The organism is Hymenobacter lapidiphilus (genome assembly GCF_003417065.2).
Taxonomy (GTDB): domain Bacteria; phylum Bacteroidota; class Bacteroidia; order Cytophagales; family Hymenobacteraceae; genus Hymenobacter.
Map to the genome: position 1 here is coordinate 1 of NZ_QVLT01000004.1, position 17506 is coordinate 17506.

General features: G+C 60.2%; 13 protein-coding genes, 3 tRNA genes and 1 pseudogene. 9 read left to right on the forward strand and 8 right to left on the reverse strand.

The genetic code is table 11. The features are described 5' to 3' along the window. Positions 1-600 (reverse strand): annotated as a pseudogene (locus D0N36_RS03170) (hypothetical protein); the annotation flags it as partial. Further along, on the reverse strand, positions 597-1598 hold the full coding sequence (locus tag D0N36_RS03175) for a VWA domain-containing protein (protein WP_147320724.1): 1002 nt from the start codon (positions 1596-1598) through the stop codon (positions 597-599). The pseudogene D0N36_RS03170 and the gene D0N36_RS03175, both read right to left, overlap by 4 nt. Before the next feature lie 191 nt (positions 1599-1789). Here D0N36_RS03175 and D0N36_RS03180 point away from each other — a divergent pair. The 5 genes from D0N36_RS03180 to D0N36_RS03200 all read left to right on the forward strand — a co-directional run bounded on the left by D0N36_RS03180 (position 1790) and on the right by D0N36_RS03200 (position 5408). After that, positions 1790-1877: transfer RNA gene (locus D0N36_RS03180), tRNA-Ser, on the forward strand. 104 nt (positions 1878-1981) lie between these two features. Beyond that, positions 1982-2058 (forward strand) — tRNA-Pro (locus D0N36_RS03185). A gap of 98 nt (positions 2059-2156) precedes the next feature. Beyond that, positions 2157-2230 (forward strand) — tRNA-Arg (locus D0N36_RS03190). A gap of 98 nt (positions 2231-2328) precedes the next feature. Further along, positions 2329-2622 (forward strand): hypothetical protein, encoded by a 294-nt coding sequence (locus D0N36_RS03195; RefSeq protein ID WP_116939600.1) that lies wholly within the window; start codon positions 2329-2331, stop codon positions 2620-2622. Positions 2623-2777: 155 nt separating this feature from the next. After that, positions 2778-5408 (forward strand): TonB-dependent receptor, encoded by a 2631-nt coding sequence (locus tag D0N36_RS03200; RefSeq protein WP_199798298.1) that lies wholly within the window; start codon positions 2778-2780, stop codon positions 5406-5408. 123 nt (positions 5409-5531) lie between these two features. Here D0N36_RS03200 and D0N36_RS03205 read toward each other — a convergent pair whose 3' ends face one another. Next, positions 5532-7109 (reverse strand): ThuA domain-containing protein, encoded by a 1578-nt coding sequence (locus D0N36_RS03205; RefSeq protein ID WP_116939601.1) that lies wholly within the window; start codon positions 7107-7109, stop codon positions 5532-5534. 303 nt (positions 7110-7412) lie between these two features. Between D0N36_RS03205 and D0N36_RS03210 the strand changes: the two genes are divergently transcribed. Beyond that, complete coding sequence (locus tag D0N36_RS03210) at positions 7413-7712, forward strand: putative quinol monooxygenase (protein ID WP_116939602.1); 300 nt, start codon at positions 7413-7415, stop codon at positions 7710-7712. Positions 7713-7895: 183 nt separating this feature from the next. On the opposite strand, the gene D0N36_RS03215 is transcribed toward D0N36_RS03210, so the two are convergent. After that, positions 7896-8987 carry a M1 family aminopeptidase gene (locus D0N36_RS03215; protein WP_147320725.1) on the reverse strand — a complete coding sequence of 364 codons (1092 nt, stop codon included), beginning with the start codon at positions 8985-8987 and terminating at the stop codon, positions 7896-7898. A gap of 380 nt (positions 8988-9367) precedes the next feature. Between D0N36_RS03215 and D0N36_RS03220 the strand changes: the two genes are divergently transcribed. The 3 genes from D0N36_RS03220 to D0N36_RS03230 all read left to right on the forward strand — a co-directional run bounded on the left by D0N36_RS03220 (position 9368) and on the right by D0N36_RS03230 (position 13472). After that, complete coding sequence (locus tag D0N36_RS03220) at positions 9368-9904, forward strand: (2Fe-2S)-binding protein (protein ID WP_199798299.1); 537 nt, start codon at positions 9368-9370, stop codon at positions 9902-9904. Positions 9905-9969: 65 nt separating this feature from the next. Further along, positions 9970-10989 carry an FAD binding domain-containing protein gene (locus D0N36_RS03225; RefSeq protein ID WP_116939604.1) on the forward strand — a complete coding sequence of 340 codons (1020 nt, stop codon included), beginning with the start codon at positions 9970-9972 and terminating at the stop codon, positions 10987-10989. Positions 10990-11240: 251 nt separating this feature from the next. Beyond that, entirely contained in the window at positions 11241-13472 is a 2232-nt protein-coding gene (locus tag D0N36_RS03230; protein ID WP_116939605.1) for a xanthine dehydrogenase family protein molybdopterin-binding subunit, read from the forward strand. Positions 13473-13952: 480 nt separating this feature from the next. Here D0N36_RS03230 and D0N36_RS20215 read toward each other — a convergent pair whose 3' ends face one another. From D0N36_RS20215 to D0N36_RS03245, 4 genes are all read right to left on the reverse strand, one after another. After that, positions 13953-14432, reverse strand: a complete 480-nt coding sequence (locus tag D0N36_RS20215; RefSeq protein ID WP_410504151.1) for a DUF6678 family protein — start codon at positions 14430-14432, stop codon at positions 13953-13955. A gap of 89 nt (positions 14433-14521) precedes the next feature. Then, a complete protein-coding gene (locus tag D0N36_RS03235; RefSeq protein ID WP_242478785.1) occupies positions 14522-15667 on the reverse strand; it encodes an MFS transporter in 1146 nt (381 codons plus the stop codon). A 260-nt stretch (positions 15668-15927) separates the two neighbouring features. Then, positions 15928-16527: a DUF6134 family protein gene (locus D0N36_RS03240; protein WP_116939606.1), complete on the reverse strand. Its 600-nt coding sequence runs from the start codon at positions 16525-16527 to the stop codon at positions 15928-15930. Positions 16528-16649: 122 nt separating this feature from the next. Next, positions 16650-17453 carry a DUF547 domain-containing protein gene (locus D0N36_RS03245; RefSeq protein ID WP_116939608.1) on the reverse strand — a complete coding sequence of 268 codons (804 nt, stop codon included), beginning with the start codon at positions 17451-17453 and terminating at the stop codon, positions 16650-16652. Between the last annotated feature and the right edge of the window lie 53 nt (positions 17454-17506).

Here is a 17506-nt window from a genome sequence, read left to right on the forward strand (position 1 = left end):
CCGGGCTTGTGGGGTGCTGCTCGGGTCGTTGGGCTGGGTGGGGTCGGGTCGTTGGCCGGGGGTGCCGGGGCCAGCTTTGGGCTGCGTCTGCTGCTCGCGGGGGCCGTCGGGCTGCTTTTTGGGGCTGGCATCGGTGCTAGGCGGGGGCGGTGGGGGCGGGGTGGTACGGCCGGCCAGGAAGCGGCGCAGCACCTCGTAGTTGTAGCGCGCACCCGTGTTACTGGCATCGGCCAGCAGCGACTGACGCAGCAGGGCTACGGCCGGCGCGTATTCGCCCCGGTCGGCGGCCAGGGCGGCCAGCTGCTGCAGGGCTACGCTACGCATTTGCCGGTTAGGGCTGGTCAGCAGGCGGCCGTAGTAGGTGCGGGCCTCGGCGGGCCGGCCGGCTCGCAGGGTGGCGTGGGCCAGGTTTAGCCACAGCGCATCGTCTGTTTCTTTCAATTCCAGCGCGGCTCCGCGGTAAGCTAGGGCCGCCTCGGCGTACTGCCGATTGGCGTAGGCCTCGGCGCCGCGCCGCACGGCCGCGTTGCGGTCGTGGATGCGGGTGAGGCTGCCCCAGAAACTGAACAGTAGCAGTAAGGTAGTCAGCAGGATTTTCATGGCCGGATAACTTTCACAGTCAGCAGAATATCGAGCCCGATAAGCAGCAGCGCCAGTGCCAGCGGGTAGCGGTAGCGGTTGTCAGCCACGGCCACGGTGCGCACCTGCTGGGCCTGGCCCTCTAGCTGGTTGAGGGCGGAGAGCAGCAGCGCAAACTCGTTGCGCTGGTCGGTCAGCTCGAAATACTGGCCGCCGGTTTGCTCGGCGAGGCGGCGCAGCGGGATCGGCACCAGCCGCGTTACAGCATCGCGGCCCCGGGCGTCGCGCACATAGCCCGGCTGGCCGTCGGCGCGCGGAATCCGGCTGCCCTCGGTGGTGCCCACGCCCATGGTAAACACGCGGGCGCCGGAGCGGGCCAGCACCCGCACGGTACCCTCCAGGTTCTCCCCGAAATCCTCGCCGTCGGTGGCCAGCACTATAGCCGTAGCGCGGGGCGGGATGCCGATAGGAGCTGGTCCGGCAGGGGGCGTGGCCGGGGCGAGGCGGTCGAGCACGAGCTTGAGCGGCGGCACCAGATCGGTGGTGCCGGCCGGCACGAGGCTGGTTTGCAGGGTGCTAATAAAGAGCTGCAGCGCGTCCTGGTCGTAGGTAAGCGGGCACTGCACGTAGGCTTCACCGGCAAATACGATGAGCCCCAGCCGGTCGGCTGGGAAGCGGCGTACCAGCGTGGCCAGCTCGGCCTTCAGTTTCTGCAGCCGCGAGGGGGGCACGTCGGGCGCGTTCATCGAGCGCGACAAATCCACGAGTAGCCACACGTCTTTGCCAGCAGTGCGTACCGGGTGCTGGGTGAGGCCGTAGGCGGGGCCGAGTAAAGCGGCGCCCAAAAGGCCACAATACAGCAGGCGCAACGCCAGCTTCCAGATCAGCCGGCCGCCATGCTGGCCCAGCGGGGCGGCCAGCCGGCGGGTGCGGAGGGCGTAGCCCAGGTAAAGAATAAAAAAAATCAGCGCCGCTGCCGCCTCCGGCCAGCCTGGCAGATACGCCCAGTTCAACGCCACGGTAACGGGTTCATGTTCACAATACAACCAGCCAAAAGGGTGGGGCTGCCCCCCGGGCAAAAAGCGCCAATTTGCGGCCTGCAAGCCCCAAATGCAGTAGCAAGATGGAAGATATTTTTCGGAACAGGGTTTGAATCTCCATCCGGCTCGTATATTTGCAACACCTTTCAACCGGAAAGGACAACCCTTCGGGAGAGATGGGTGAGTGGCTGAAACCAGTAGTTTGCTAAACTGCCGTAGCTCTAAAGGCTACCGGGGGTTCGAATCCCCCTCTCTCCGCGTTTCTTTGAATTAAAAATTAGGAGTTAAAAGTTGAAGATTTCCGGTTAGCGCAAGCACGGTTGATTTTTAACTTTTAACTCTCAGTTTTTAGTTATCCTTTTCGGGGTGTAGCGTAGCCCGGTATCGCGCCTGCTTTGGGAGCAGGAGGCCGCAGGTTCGAATCCTGCCACCCCGACCAGCATTTAGCCGTCAGCCCGCCTTTGGGGCGGGCGGCTTTTTGCTTTTTAGAACTTGCTCTATTGTTGAATAGTGCGTTTCACTTTGTCAACCCAACCCGCCTCGTTAGCTCAGCTGGATAGAGCACCTGCCTTCTAAGCAGGCGGTCACACGTTCGAATCGTGTACGGGGTACAGCGAGAAAAACCACTTAGCAGCTGTACTAAGTGGTTTTTTTGTGGCCGGCTTAGTTGTTTCGCAACAAGTGCGGCTGCCCCTTATCTTTGTTCCTTATGAAAGCGCCCCTTTTTCATCCCGGCCAGGAAGTCATCTGTACCAACGACGACTTTACCATGCTGCTGGTGCAGAATCCCAATATCCAGACGCCTAAGCGCGGCCCAATCTACACCGTGCGCGACGTGTACGACACGCACAACGGCTTTGGCATTACGCTGCACCAGATTAATAATGCGGCCGTGGCGCCCGGCTTCCCGGAAGCCAATTTTCACGAGTCGCGCTTTGCGCTAGTGCCGCCGCTGGAGGAAGTCGATATTTCGGCGGCCATTGAGGAAACGGTTACAGTCTGAAAACGGGTTGCGGATATGGAGTGGGCGGCCTACTGGCAAAACACAGTGAGCCGTACACAGCGGGAGGGAAATTATAAAGCACCTCATCTAGCCATCAGTTACACCCCTGTTGCGCCGGCCGCGTCTACCTTTTCGCTGACTCCGACTGTCGCCTAATGAAGCATTATTTACGCGCAATCCGCCGCCGGGCGCTGGCGGGGCTGACTGTGGCGGCCGCTACTGCTGTTAGTCCGGTCCTGGCGCAGCAGGCGGCCGCGCCGGCCGATACTACCCGCCGGCCGGTAGTGCTGGGCGAGGTGGTGGTGACTGCCTCCAAGGTGGAGGAAAGTATTCTGCAGTCGCCGGTGACGGTGGAGAAGCTCAATGCGCGGGCCTTGCGCCTGTCGCCTGCGCCCTCGTTTTTTGATGCCCTGGAGCAGGTGAAAGGCGTGCAGGTGATTACGCCCAGCCTGGGATTCAAGGTGCTCAACGCTCGCGGCTTTGCCAACACCACCAACGTGCGCTTCGCCCAGCTCGTGGACGGTATTGATAACCAAGCACCTCACATCGGCGGACCGATTGGCAATGTGCTCGGGCCGAGCGACCTGGATATTAAGAGTGTGGAAATCGTGCCCGGCACGGCCGCCGCGCTCTACGGGCTCAATGCCATCAACGGACTGGCCAATTTCAGCACCCGCAACCCTTTTGCGAGCGAGGGGCTGAGCGTGCAGCAGAAGGTGGGCGTCAACCACCTGAACGACCCGAACACTGGCGCGCGACCTTACTCCGAAACCAGCCTGCGCTACGCCAAAGCGCTGGGGCCGAAGTGGGCGTTTAAGGTGAACGGGACTTATCTGCGAGGTTACGACTGGATGGCCATGGACCCGACCGATATCAACCCCAACGGCAACGCCAGCACCGGCCTGCTGGGGCCCGACAACCCCGCCCGCGACCCGGTGAGCAGCTACGGCAACGAATCATCAAACCGCACGACGCTGACGCTGGGCGGCCGGAGCTACCAGGTGGCCCGCACCGGCTATCAGGAACGCGACGTGGTGGATTATCATCTGCAGACGCTGAAATACGACGCGGCCCTGCACTACAGACCAAATGCCCGTACCGAGCTGGCCTACACCTACCGCGGGGCCGGTTTCGACAACGTGTACCAGCGCAGCAACCGCTTCCAGCTGGCCGACTACCGCCTGCAGCAGCACGCCCTGCAGCTGACGACGCCCGTGGTGCAGGCGCGGGCTTATTTCACGCAGGAAAATACCGGCAAAAGCTACAACCTACGTTCGGCCGCCGAAAACCTCGACCGCAGCTTCAAGCCTGACAAGAACTGGAACGCCGATTACACCACCGAGTGGAACCGTGCCGTGGGGCAGGGCCAGACCGTGGCCGCCGCCCACGCCGCGGCCCGCGTGTTTGCCGATACCGGCCGCCTGCAGCCCGGCACTCCGGAGTTCCGGCAGCGCCTCAACGCGCTGGCCGACATCAACAACTGGGACCAGGGTGCGGCTTTGCGGGTGCGAGCCGATTTGCTGCACGCCGAAGTGCAGGCCAACCTGGGCGCGGCCCTGCGGCAGGGCGGTAGTAAGGGCCTGCCGGCCTGGGCCGATGTGCTCGTCGGGACCGACCACCGCACCCACTTCGTGCAGCCCGATGGTAACTACTTCATCAACCCTAACCCCGGCCGCGACCAGTTCAGCACCCTGGCCTACGGCAAAACCGGCGGCTTTGCACAGGTGGGGGCGCGGCTGCTGCCGGGCGAGAAGCTCCGCCTCACGGCCACGCTGCGGGCCGATAAGAACCGCTACTTCAGTATCCGCTTCAACCCCCGCCTCACGGCCGTGTACTCGCCCACGGTCCGCCACAACTTCCGGCTCAGCTACCAGAGCGGCTACCGCTTCCCCAGTCTGTTCGAGGGGTTTTCTAACGTGAATAGCGGGCAGGTGAAGCGCATCGGCGGGCTGCGGGTGATGTCGGATGGGGTGTTTGAAGGCAGCTACCTGCGCAGTTCCATCGACGCCTTTAATGCGGCGGTAACTCAGGGCGTGAATACCGGCGGGCTGACCCGCAGCCAGGCCATTGCTGCTAACCAGAACCGGCTCGTGGCCAACCCCTACACCTATATCAAACCCGAGTTCGTGCGCTCCTGGGAGGTGGGCTACAAGGCGGCCCTGCTGCCCGGCGGCCGCCTGCTGGCCGACGTGGACTTCTACTACAACACCTACCGCGACTTTATAGCCCAGGTGGAAGCCTACGTGCCGCTGGCCCCCGACGGGCAGTCCCTGCCAGCTGAAGCCAGCGCCAACGCCGTGGCCACCGCCCTCAACGCCCGCGCCACCCAGGCCCGCTACCGCCTCTGGACCAACTCGCGCAGCCGCGTGTACAACTATGGCGGCTCGCTGGGCCTGCGCTATGATGTGCCCGGCGGCCTGCTGGCCGGGGCCAGCACCACCTACGCCCGCCTCGACCGCACCGAAGCCGCCGACGGACTAGAGGCCGGGTTCAACACGCCGCGCTGGAGCTACAACCTCAACCTGGGCCATGAAAACGTGTACCGCCACCTGGGTTTCGGCCTCAACTACCGCTGGCAGCAGGGATACTTCTCCGAAACCTTCCTTGTGAGCGGCAACGTGCCGGCCTACGGCACGCTCGATGCCCAACTCAGCTACCACCTGCCTGCGCCTAACCTGCGGCTGAAACTCGGGGCCAGCAACGTGCTCAACAACTCCTACGTCAGCTACCTCGGCGGCCCCGGCGTGGGCGGGTTGTACTACGCACAAGTGACCTACGGACTGTAAGCAAGTAGTTGTATGGCACTGCAAGCGCCGCGCATAGTAGGAATCACTCTACCGCAGGGATGGAATGCCGTCGAACAAAGAGTGAGACGCAAGTGCCTACTCAATCAATCCTTCATCAAGCGCCTACCGATATTCTACGGGTATTTCAGTGATGGGCCGAATCAGCATATGGCGGTAGTATGCCTCCGCTGCCTCCGACTGGAGCTGAATTTTACCATTGACAAGTGGTACGATTGAGCCATCCGGCTTCCGCTCCCGCGAGTTTTCCAGTATCATCATTATCTGGCCATTAACGATGTGCATACTCTTCTGCCCCAGACATATCAGTTCGACCGTATTCCACTGGCCCAGCGGGTTCTCGTTGTTGCGGCCGCGTCGGCAGCGGCCCGGCTGCCCCATTCCGAACGGCTGCAAGGGAGCCGTGGGCGTATAAATCCATTCGGTTTCTTTGTCTGCCAGTTTGTAAACTGCCTTGATGTCCATGCCCGGCCCCAGCGCGAAGTAGTCGCCCATGTCCGATTCCTGGATTTGCATTTCCTGCGACAACATCCAAACATTCCAAAAAGCCCCGTGGCTGCCTTTGGCGTGGTAGAGAATGCCGTTGTCTCGCTTATCATTTAGTCGGGGTTCGTACTTGCTGGTGCCCCAGCGAAACTCCGCTTTGAAATGGTAGTTACCGTGTTCCTGTTTGGTGCTTAGCCCCCCGTAAATCTGCCCGGATACGCGCAGTTCGGGGGTTCCGTCATTCATCGCCACGCTAAACACGTCCAGTGGGTCGTTGTGCAGGCCCAGCGGGGTGCCGGTGATGCCATCGGTACTCGTATAGCCGGGCAAACCGACGCTATAATGAGGGACGCCAATAAACTTATCCCATTGCGTTAATGATTTATCCAGCAGCGTATTCCACAGATAGGTCGGGGCCGAAGCAGGCGTTAGTACCCGTTTTGAAGTGCCGGTAGCATACTGGATACCGCCCAGCAGGTGCTGCAAAAACAGCGGCTCCTGGTAGCTTTCGTCGGTGTGGCCACCAGCCGTATAAAAGGAGCGCCCGCCTTGGTAGCCATGATACCAGGCAATGGGATGATTGTTGCCATGAATGCCCCCGGAATAGCTGCGCTCATCCAGGTTCACCAACACCTGCACATCCGGCGACAACTCCCGGAAATTGTACCATTCATCGTTCCGCTGCCATTCGTCGGGCAGGAAAGCCGTGGCATCGTGGTTCTTGTCTACCACGCGCAGGGTTGCTTGCTGGATAGCCGGGTGTCCGTTGAAATAAGCGCCGACCAAGCCATTGTACCAGGGCCAGTCATATTCGGTATCGGTGGCGGCATGAATGCCAACAAACCCATTGCCGGCACTGAAATATTGCTCAAACGCCTGCTGTTGCGCCGCATTCAGCACATCGCCGGTGGTGCTCAAAAAGACCACCGCTTTGTATCGGGCCAAAATAGCCGGGGTGAAGTTGGCCGCCATCCTGGTTGTATCTACTTCGAACCGATTTGCCGCGCCCAGTTTCTGGAGAGCCGTAATAGCCGCCGGAATCGAGGTATGAAAGTAGCCGGCCGTTTTATAGAATACCAGCACCTTCGCCGGTGGCTCCGGGGTAGCCGGCGCGTCATCGTCGGAAGAGTTGCAGCTACACAGGCAGGCAGTGGCCAGCAGATACAGCAATAAATAGGGGCGCAGGAGTAAGGGCATAGTCAGGGCTTTCAGAGAATACGGGTCAACTCCAGATACCTAGCGTTGCTGTGCTTGCTGAATTCGGAGAAAAAAGTCAGAAAGTGAGCGAAAGTATTTGCTTAGTAAGATATTATTTTAAAGAATTATCCTACAAATACCTTAAGATTGACCAGCCTAAGGCAAGAAGCGTTGTAAACGGGTAATTAAACTACGTTTTCAATGCTTCTTAATTCAACTCCTTTCTACACCCGAAAAGGCGTCGTTGTAAACATTCCACTGTTGAGCCGGTCCTGTAAGTCTACCCCTTAACCCCCTCATATCATGGTAAAAGTAGGATTGTTCGTACGTCTCGAAGCCAAGCCTGGTAAAGAGCAGGAAGTAGCCGATTTCCTCCGTGGTGGCCTGGCCCTGGTGGAGCAGGAACCCGACACCGCCACCTGGTACGGCGTGCAGATGGGTCCGACGACCTTCGGCATCTTCGACACGTTTGCCGATGAATCCGGCCGCAAGGCTCACCTGGGTGGCAAAGTGGCCGAGGCGCTGTTTGCGAAGGCTCCCGAGCTGTTCGCCTCCGCCCCGGCCGTAGAGATGCTCGACATTCTGGCTGCCAAAGGCGCGTAGCCGTTGATACTTTAGAAAATCCGCCTCCCGCTACCACGACCTCCTGATGGTCTGGCAGCGGGAGGCGGTTTTGTGTCGTAGAATCAGACTGTAGTTAACCACGTGTTGTAGAACGGTGTAGGGTGCGGGGCTTAGCTTCGCACCCTACGCCGTGCCAACGAATCACTCCGCAACTCGGGTTAGTTACCGCTTGAGTTCCGCCAATAGCCAGACGCTGGTTTCCGGCCCGGCTACCTGCTCCACCAGTTGCAAAAACTCCGTGGTGGTGCTGGTTTTTCGGGCTGCGGATGTGGCGAGCAGCTGCAGGAACTGCGCATTGCCGATACGGGTGCGCAGCGCGTGGAGGATGCCGGTGCCCTTGTTGTAAATCACGCGGCGGTGCATGGGATACTCGTATTTGTAGCGGTCGAAACCCCAGAGTGGCGGTGTTCCAGTAGTGGTTTGCGCCAAGCGGTTCAACTCTTTCTGGTAGCCTGCTTCGTCGCCGCTGGCTTGCAGGTAGAGAAGGCTGGAGTAAGTGGCGAAGGCTTCGTTCAGCCAGTCGGTTTCGTCATGAAACGAGCCGTAGCCCCACCATTTATGGCTGATTTCGTGGGCCAGCACCAACAAGTCTTCTGTTTTGGCCACGTCGAAATCGGGGTAGGTGATGATGGTGGCGTCATCCAGCAACCCGTATGCCCCTCGGTTGGTGCCGGGCAGGAAAATGGTGAACCGGGTAATAGGGTCCTGCCGGCCGATAGTGCGGTTGTAAAAAGCCGTAATGACCTCCCCCTGACGGAGCATAACCGAATCGGTGCGGGCCAGCGGGGCACCGGTTTTAACGAGGGTGATGGGCGGGCTAACAGCGGACACAGTCTCATAGAACTGCTTGGCCACGAAGGCCGTGAGCTCGATGGCGCTGGTGGTGCCCTGGAAAGTCCAGCGGCCGGCCTTCTGCTGGCTGGGCCGTACGGTGCTCCGCACCTGATAGCCGGGCGGTACCTGCACCGTAAGCTTATAAGGCAGTACCTCGTATTCCTGGTAAGGGCGGTAAGGCAGCCATTCGCTATGGCCGCTGAGGAAATTTACGTGGTCGGTGTAGTAGCCCTCGCCGATTTTACCCGTGTACACCAGCTCGATGTAGCGGCTGCGGCGCGGATTTGGAGCGTAGCGAACCTGAATCTGGTGGAGTGTATCGTTTCCATACCCCGGCACCACCGATGTGATGCGCGGCTGCCCGGCCCGTGGAGCTAGTACCTGTTGCAGCTTTAAGTGGCTGTTCAGGTTCAGCCGCACCACCGACGTGGTATCAGAAGCGGGTAGGGTGAAGCGGTAGCGGCAGGTGAAAGAGTGCGTTATCGGGTCGACTTGCAGTTGAACCTGCAGGATGGGGGTTGCCAGGGCCGGGGAGGCGGTCCGCAGAGGGCCATCAAGAGTAACAGAAGATATTTCACGGAAACAGACTTGGCGTATAAGATGCGGCTGCCAAGCTACACACTGCTGCATTAAGCGGAAAGGCAAATCGGCCTGCAGCCCGCTTCGTTGGTTTTGGCGCCGGGGAAATGCGGCCCGAAGCATAACGCGCCGGCCGTTGCGGGCGTACAGGAAACCTACGCACTGCCATTGCGCCCGCCGCATTCGGTGCCCATGCTCCTCACCACTTCTATTCTTTCCTTATGTCGCAACTACTTACCAGCACCCCCTATAGCGGGGGCGTGCCGGCCCCGGTGCCCACTGGCCCGGTTCGCCTGCACATCAACGGCGAAACCCGCACCCTACAGCTCGCGCCCTGGACCAGCCTGCTCGACGCGCTGCGCGAGTACGCCGGCCTCACGGGCACCAAAAAGGGTTGCGACCATGGCCAGTGCGGCGCCTGCACGGTGCTCGTGAACGGCCGCCGCATCAATAGCTGCCTCACGTTGGCCGTGATGCACGAAGACGACGACATCACGACCATCGAGGGCCTGGGCTCCGAGGATAACCTGAGCCCGTTGCAGCAGGCCTTCGTCGACCACGACGCTTTCCAGTGCGGCTACTGCACGCCCGGCCAGATTTGCTCGGCCCAGGGCCTGCTCAACGAGGGCCACGCCCACTCCGAAGCCGAAATAAAGGAGTTGATGAGCGGCAACCTCTGCCGCTGTGGCGCCTACGTAGGTATTCTGGACGCGGTGAAGGAAGTAGTTGATAAGGAGAGCTCAGAAGTTAGAGCCTAGCGCTTCGACTGACACACTGATTACACGTGCTAAGCACTACGCTCTAACCCCTAAGCCCTAAATAAATGTATCCTTTCACCTACTCCCGCGCCACCGATGTGGCCGACGCGGTGCGCGACAAGGCCGGCCACGATGGCTCGGCCTACATTGGCGGCGGCACCAACCTGATTGATTTGATGAAGATGAACGTGGAGCAGCCCGCGCATCTGACCAACGTGGCCAAGCTGCCGCTTTCCAAAATTGAAGACCTGCCCGACGGCGGCCTGCGCCTCGGGGCCACGGCCACCAACTCCGACACGGCCTGGAACGAGCAGGTGAAGCAGCGGTATCCGTTGTTGAACCAGGCTATTCTGGCCGGTGCCTCGCCCCAGCTGCGCAACGCGGCCACCAACGGCGGCAACCTCATGCAGCGCACCCGCTGCTACTATTTCTACGATATCGCTACGCCCTGCAACAAGCGCGAGCCCGGCTCGGGCTGCTCGGCCATCGGGGGCTACAACCGCATCCACGCTATTCTGGGGGCCAGTGAGGCCTGCATTGCCACCCACCCTTCGGATATGTGCGTGGCCCTGGCGGCCCTCGCGCCCACCGTGCGCGTGAGCGGCCCCAACGGCGAGCGGACCATCGCCTTCGAGGACTTCCACCGCCTGCCCGGCGAGCAGCCCGAGTTCGACAATACCCTGGCCGAAGGCGAGCTAATTACTTCGCTTGATTTGCCCGAAAAGGGCTTCGCCAAGCACTTCGCCTACCTCAAGCTCCGGGACAGGCACTCCTACGCCTTTGCGCTGGTAAGCGTGGCCGTGGGACTGGAAATGGATGGCGACACCATCACGGAAGCCCGTCTGGCCCTGGGTGGGGTGGCCCACAAGCCCTGGCGCGACAAATCGGCCGAGGAAATGCTAAAAGGCCAGCCCGCCACCGCCGAAACGTTCGGCCGCGTGGCTGCCCATGTGGTAGCCAACGGGGTGGGCCAGGGCTCCAATGATTTCAAGATTGAGCTGGCCCGCCGGGCCATCGTGCGGGCCCTCAAGCAGGCCGCCGAAGGCCAGCAAGAGGCCGGCGACGTTTACCTGGGCGGCCAGTAGGGGCGGGGGCAAGCCCCGCCCATCGTTGAACGGAGCCGCCGGAACTACCCGGCCAGCTTCGCGCCATGTAGAGCGGTGTAGGGGCGGGGCTTGTCCCCGCCCGCCGTTGAACGATTCGGACCCGGACCGTTGAACGATTCAACCCCGGACCGTTGAACGATTCAACCCCGGACCGTTGAACGGCGGGCGGGGGCAAGCCCCGCCCCTACAGCATTATTATAAAGCCGTCAAACAGCTACAAACTCCATCCCATGACTCAGACTAATCATATCGGCAAGGGCCCTAACCGCGTAGATGGGCCGCTAAAAGTATCGGGTGCGGCGCACTACTCGGGCGAATTCAATGTGCCCGACCTAGCCTACGGCTACGTGGTGAGCAGCCCCATCGCCAAGGGCAAAATCCTGAAAATCCATGCCGATGAGGTGCGGGCGCTGCCGGGTGTGCTGGAAGTGTTTTCGCACGAGAACGTGCCGTATCTCGCTTGGTTCGATAAGAGCTACAAGGACCAGATTGCCCCCGGCGGCTCGCCTTTCCGGCCGTTGCACGAGCCCGACATTACCTTCAACCAGCAGCCTATTGCCTTGGTAGTGGCCGATACCTTCGAGCTGGCCCGCTACGCCGCCGCGTTGCTGCGCATTGATTACGAGCAGGACGAGCACGAAACCAACCTGGAAACCAAGCGGGCCGCGGGCTTCGTGCCGGGTAAGGGCAAAACCGGCTTCCAGCCGCCGCCGCCGCCCCGCGGCAACCCCGATAAGGCCCTGAAAAACGCCACCCACAGCATTGAGGCCGAATACGCCCACGGCGCCCAGCACCACAACCCCATGGAGTTGTTCACGACCACCGTGGAGTGGCGCGGCAACGGCAAAATAACGGCCTACGACAAAACCCAGGGCGTGTTCAACGTCAAGAACTACCTGATGGGCGTGTTCGGGCTGGGCAAGAACGACGTGCGGGTGGTGAACCAGTTCATGGGCGGCGGTTTCGGCTCGGGGCTGCGGCCCCAGTACTCGGTGTTTATGGCCGTGCTGGCCGCGCTGGAGCTTAAGCGCTCGGTGCGCGTCACGCTCACGCGCCAGCAGATGTTCAGTATCGGCCACCGGCCCAACACGCTGCAGCTGCTGAAGATGGGCACCAACCCCGACGGTACGCTGGCTTCCCTGCAGCACCACGCGTTGCACGAAACCTCGCAGTTCGAGGACTACACCGAAAACGTGGTGAACTGGTCGGGTATGCTGTATAAGTGCGAGAATGTGAAGCTGGGCTACCAGCTGGCCAAGCTCGACATTTACTCGCCCCAGGATATGCGGGCACCGGGCGCGGCCTCGGGCAACGTGGGCCTGGAGGTAGCCATGGACGAAATGGCCTACGCCGCCGGCCTCGACCCACTCGAATTCCGGCTGCGTAACTACGCCGACCGCGACCAGAACGTGGATAAGCCCTTTTCGAGCAAGAAGCTGCGCGAGTGCTACCAGCAGGCCGCGGCCAAATTCGGCTGGGAAAACCGCACCCAGGAGCCCCGCTCGATGCGCGCCAACGGCAAGCTGGTGGGCATGGGCATGGGCGGCGGCGTTTGGGATGCCACCCAAGTTAAATCGGCCGCCAAGGCCCTGATTTCGGCCGACGGGCAGCTGACGGTGCGCAGCGCTACAGGCGAAAACGGCACCGGCACCTACACCATCATGACCCAAATTGCGGCCGAAACGCTGGGCCTGCCCCTGGAGGCCGTCACGTTTGAGCTGGGCGACACCGACCAGCCCGAAGCCCCCATTCAGGGCGGCTCCTGGACTGCCGCCTCGGTGGGCACGGCCGTAAAAAACGCCTGCGACGCGCTGGGCGAGAAAATCCTCAAGCTGGCCCAGAAACCCGCCGACTCGCCGCTGAAGGGTGCGAAGTTCGACGACGTGGAGTTCGTGAACGGCCAGCTGCGCCTGCGCCTCGACCACGACCAAGCCGTAGTGCTCCGCGACGTGCTGCAAACCAGCGGCGAAACCCAGCTCGAAGCCGACAGCTCGGCCATGCCCAACATGGTCAAGCAAAACGGCTACTCGCTGCACTCCCACAACGTGGCCTTCGCCGAGGTGGAGGTAGACGAGGACCTGGGCACCATTAAGGTGACGCGGGTGGTGAGTGCCGTGGCCGCCGGCCGCATCCTTAACCAGAAAACGGCCCGCTCGCAGGTGCTGGGCTCGGTGGTGTGGGGCCTGGGCATGGCCCTGATGGAGGAAACCGTGATGGACCACAAGTTCGGCCGCTACGTGAACCACAACTTCGCCGAGTACCACATTCCCGTCAACGCCGATATGCCCCACATCGACGTCATTTTCGTGCACGAAGACGACGACATCGTAAACCCGCTGGGCGTGAAGGGCATCGGCGAAGTGGGCATGCTCGGCGTCACGGCCGCCATTGCCAACGCCGTCTTCCACGCCACCGGCAAGCGTGTCCGCGACCTACCCATTATGCTCGATAAGCTGCTGTAACACTTGCCGCTTTCCGTAACGCAAAACCGCCCCGCAGCCGAAAGGTCGTGGGGCGGTTTTTTGTGGGGGATTGAACAGCAAAACAGCTCATTATGCTGAGTGAAGGCGTAGCCGAAGCATCTCTACCGCTTCGTTGGGGGGGTAAATACCTGATTAATATTGATAATCAATGATTGGATATGCTATTTTCTCTTTATGCAAGTAAATTTTCAATTCTTCAATTCCTTGCCATAAGTAGGAGGAACCGTTTTGGCAAATATAAACTCCATCGTCTTCTATGATTGCACATAAGTTGGGCATGTTACCAGTATTAGTATTCGTTTTATGTTCTATAAACTCTCTATTAGCGAATAAAAGAATTCTGGTGAAATTATGATGATTTTCCAGAATAATCCGAACAGTACTCAGTTGTTTAACTGTGAAAGTAGTAGCTATCTTATATTCAAATCCCATGTTTCGTTAGTTTATAAATGAGGATAATTATCTATATCCAATTATTCTCAAGTGTTTTTCACTCTCGTCCCACTGGAATTGGCCAACTCTGTCTAGTGATGATTTGATTGCGCACGTATCTTGAGTTTCCTTCGTTGGTTTTACAAGTCTACCGACAGGCTCATTATTCCAATATTTTAAAAATTCAATAAATTCAATTTCTTTATATGAGGTTTTGTGCTCAGAAGTTGTAAAGAAATTGTCTATGTAAGTTGGAAATATATGATCCATATAATTTATATATATTTTAGAGAATATAATTTCATTAGTACAGCTTCCAAAGAAATCGTAGATTTCACATCTTTTTATAATTTTATTATTCTCGCAAATTGTAATAAAAAGTTTTTGCCATTTTGAATTATTCATGAATGAATAAGAGAACGTAGAAACTTTTCTATCTAACCGTAATAGCCAATCCTCATACCCTTCCCGGGTCAAAAAAGAATCCTTGAAATTTCCCCTATCCATATAGTATTAATTTTGTGATTGTGATGGTAATATAGGCAATACTGTTGCATCCTTACCAAAAAGCGGCTGATACTGTTTGCCGATTCTCTTCATAGCTGAACGACCCGCTCCCGCCCAAACAACCCCCACAGCCCCAGCAGCGGCCCCAGCGCCAGCGGCAGGTACAGGTAGGGCGCGGGCAGGTGGGCGGCCAGCCAGCTGGTGAATTGCAGGCTGGCAATGGTGAGGGCGAACCCCAGGCAGGTAACCAGCGTGAGGGCCGTGCCCCGGCTGGCAGGCGGGGCGTGCTGGGCCACCAGCGTCGAGAGCAGCGGCGAGTCGGCTACCACCACCAGGCCCCAGAAGCCCAGAAACGCCGGTCCCAGCCACAGCGGCCCGCCGCCGCCCAGCACCAGCGGCGAGAGCAGGCAGCAGGCCCCCGAGAGCAGCAGCGCCCCCGGCCGCCACCGGCCGGGCCCCGCGCCGCTGGGCCAGCCAGCCCCGCGCCCACGCACCCCAGGGCCCCCACCGCAATAATGGCGAAGGCCAGCAGCGGCCCGTTGGCGCCGGCCGCCGCCGGATGCGCCGCCCGCCACAGCGCCAGCATCATCGGCACGAAGGCCCAGAAGGTGTACAACTCCCACATATGCCCGAAGTAGCCCAGCGCCGCCGCCCGAAACCCGGGCTCGCGGAAGCCGTCGAGCAAGGCGGCGGGGCGGAGGCGCTGGCCGCGCGGCGGAAGGGGCCATCGGGCACCAGCAGCAACAGAGCTGTGCCGCCCAGCGCCGCCAGCGCCGAGGTGGCGTCGTTACGGTTTGCCAGGGCAGCGCGCCGCCCGCGCCGCCGGGTTCAGCCAGCAGGCCGCGCAGCAGGTGCGGGAAGGCTGTGCCCAGCACCAGAGCGCCCACCAAAAACCCCAGCGAGCGGCCCAGTCCGGCCTCGTAGTAGTCGGCCGCCAGTTTCATGCCCACCGGGTAGATGCCGGCCAGAAAAAACCCGGTGAGCACCCGGGCTGCCAGCAGCCCCTCGGCCCCGAGGCCCGGCAGGTTGAGCGCCAGGTTGCAGCCCGCCGCCAGCAGCGCACTCGTAAAAAACACCCGTGAGGGCGAAAACCGGTCGGCCAGCGCCAGCAGCGCAAATACCAGCGTGCCGCCAATAAAGCCCAGCTGCACGGCGCTGGTGAGGGCGGCCACGAAGCCGGCCGGCTGGCCCACGCGCGCCGCCAGCTCGGGGGCCACGGCGTGCCGGCAAACCACAGCGAGGTGCAGCAGAACTGCGCCAGCACAATGGTGGGAAGAATGCGGGACATGAAATCGGGAGCAGGGTAGGAGCCCGCAAAGTAGCCGTTTCGGCCGGGGTTTGTAGAAACGGGTAGGGTGCGGGGCTGCTTGAACAGGTAGGAGCGGGGCTTGTCCCCGCCCGCCGTTAAACGATTATCGTTGAAACGGTGCGAACGGCGGGCGGGGACAAGCCCCGCCCCTACAACGTTCTTTACCAGCCGAAGCCGTTACGCGCCCTATAGCAGCCGGATGATAAAATTTTTCAGCGGGTTCTTCTTGATGAGCGTTACCAGCTGCCCGTTCTTGTATTGGTACTCGTCTTCGCGGCCGTCGCGGGTGGCTTGGTAGCGCCCGGGCTTGCCGGGCTTCACGGCGAAAAAGTCGCCGAAGTACTCGGCGAAGGCACGCGGCTGGCCGGTAGGTTCCCCGAAAAACATATCGGTAACCGTGTAGCGGATGGGCTTGGTTTCGGTGGCCTTGTACTTGTATTTGTACTGGTCGGCCACAATGTCGTAGTGGTCGCCCTTCCACTCGGTGCGCGACGAAAAATTGCCCTGGTTGGTGCGGGCATCCACGGTAGACAGCCGCAGCTGGCCGCCGCGCATGTAGTTCGTTACCTTATAATAGATGACGAGGTGATAGAACAGAATATCCACCTGCACGTCGCTGGTGAGCGTGCTGATGGTTTCGGGGTTGCTGGGCGTGGGCAGCTGGCGGGTGGCCGTCATGGTGCCCACGCGCAGGCCGGCCACCTCGATGGCATAGCGGCGCGTTTCGGGCGTTTGGGCCTGGGTAAGGAAGGGGAGTAGCAGGAGTAGTGATAAGAACAGCTTCATACGGACGTCAAAAAACGGCTGTCATCCTGAGCTTGCGATGGACCTTACCCCACTCAACCGGTTGTCATATCAGGTCGAACGGGATAAGGTCCTTAGCAAGCTCAGGATGACAGGTACTGCAATTACTGCTCGTTCAGGTTCCAGTTGTAGTCCATGTACCCAATCTTGGTGTTCTCGCTGATTTTGGTTTTGGCGTACTTGTTCACCCACTTCACCACCGACTGGCCGTTCTGGTTCCAGTCTTCCTTATACCAGTTGAAGTAGTTGGAAAGCTGGGCGCTCTGGGCGCTGAGCTTGTTTTTGCCGGTATCGTTGAGTAAGGTGCGTCCCTGGGCGTCGAGCTGGACGTTGAGGCGGGCGGCCGTGTAGGCTTCGGGGCGCAGCGCCGGGCACGAGATGGAGGCGCACACCAGCGCGAAATGGATGCGCGGGTCGTTGAATTTCTTGCGCAGAATGCCGTGCTCAATATCGTCGAGGCTCATTTTGGTGCCCCCGATGGTGATGAACACCTTCTTCCAGGGCTCCCCAATATCCTTGATACTCTTGAGCGGGTAGTTGTCCAGAATGAGGCGGATGGTGTAGGCGTTGTAGGCATTGGTCCAGAAGGCCATCTGCTCAGCCTTTGGGTCGGTGGCCTTGGGCGGGTTCTGGCTGAGCTTGGCCAGGTAGGCATTAAAAGCCTTTTCCTCGCTCTTGAATCCCTTGTAGTTCACCTGGCCCCGGGCATCGACGTACTTTTTCAGCAGCCGGTCGAAGGCGCTGTGGTCGAAGGCCGCTGCTGCCACTGGGGCCGCCACGGGTGCCGCTGCCAGGGCCGCCGGGGCCGTTGCCGTTTCGTCGGCGGAGGGCGTGACGCCGTTGCAGGCCGAAACCGAGAAGGTGGAAATGCTAAGCGCCGTCAGCAGAAAAGTGCGGTATATAAACATGGAGGAGGAAGCTATGGAGAGGAAAAAAGGCAGGCGACAAATCGGCGCCCTAA

Bases quoted from the DNA above. Each gene is read 5' to 3' on its own strand.
- D0N36_RS03205 (WP_116939601.1), bottom strand. From the start codon at position 7,109: ATGCCCTTACTCCTGCGCCCCTATTTATTGCTGTATCTGCTGGCCACT.
- D0N36_RS03210 (WP_116939602.1), top strand. From the start codon at position 7,413: ATGGTAAAAGTAGGATTGTTCGTACGTCTCGAAGCCAAGCCTGGTAAA.
- D0N36_RS20215 (WP_410504151.1), bottom strand. From the start codon at position 14,432: ATGGATAGGGGAAATTTCAAGGATTCTTTTTTGACCCGGGAAGGGTAT.
- D0N36_RS03240 (WP_116939606.1), bottom strand. From the start codon at position 16,527: ATGAAGCTGTTCTTATCACTACTCCTGCTACTCCCCTTCCTTACCCAG.
- D0N36_RS03225 (WP_116939604.1), top strand. From the start codon at position 9,970: ATGTATCCTTTCACCTACTCCCGCGCCACCGATGTGGCCGACGCGGTG.
- D0N36_RS03220 (WP_199798299.1), top strand. From the start codon at position 9,368: ATGTCGCAACTACTTACCAGCACCCCCTATAGCGGGGGCGTGCCGGCC.
- D0N36_RS03200 (WP_199798298.1), top strand. From the start codon at position 2,778: ATGAAGCATTATTTACGCGCAATCCGCCGCCGGGCGCTGGCGGGGCTG.
- D0N36_RS03230 (WP_116939605.1), top strand. From the start codon at position 11,241: ATGACTCAGACTAATCATATCGGCAAGGGCCCTAACCGCGTAGATGGG.
- D0N36_RS03195 (WP_116939600.1), top strand. From the start codon at position 2,329: ATGAAAGCGCCCCTTTTTCATCCCGGCCAGGAAGTCATCTGTACCAAC.
- D0N36_RS03245 (WP_116939608.1), bottom strand. From the start codon at position 17,453: ATGTTTATATACCGCACTTTTCTGCTGACGGCGCTTAGCATTTCCACC.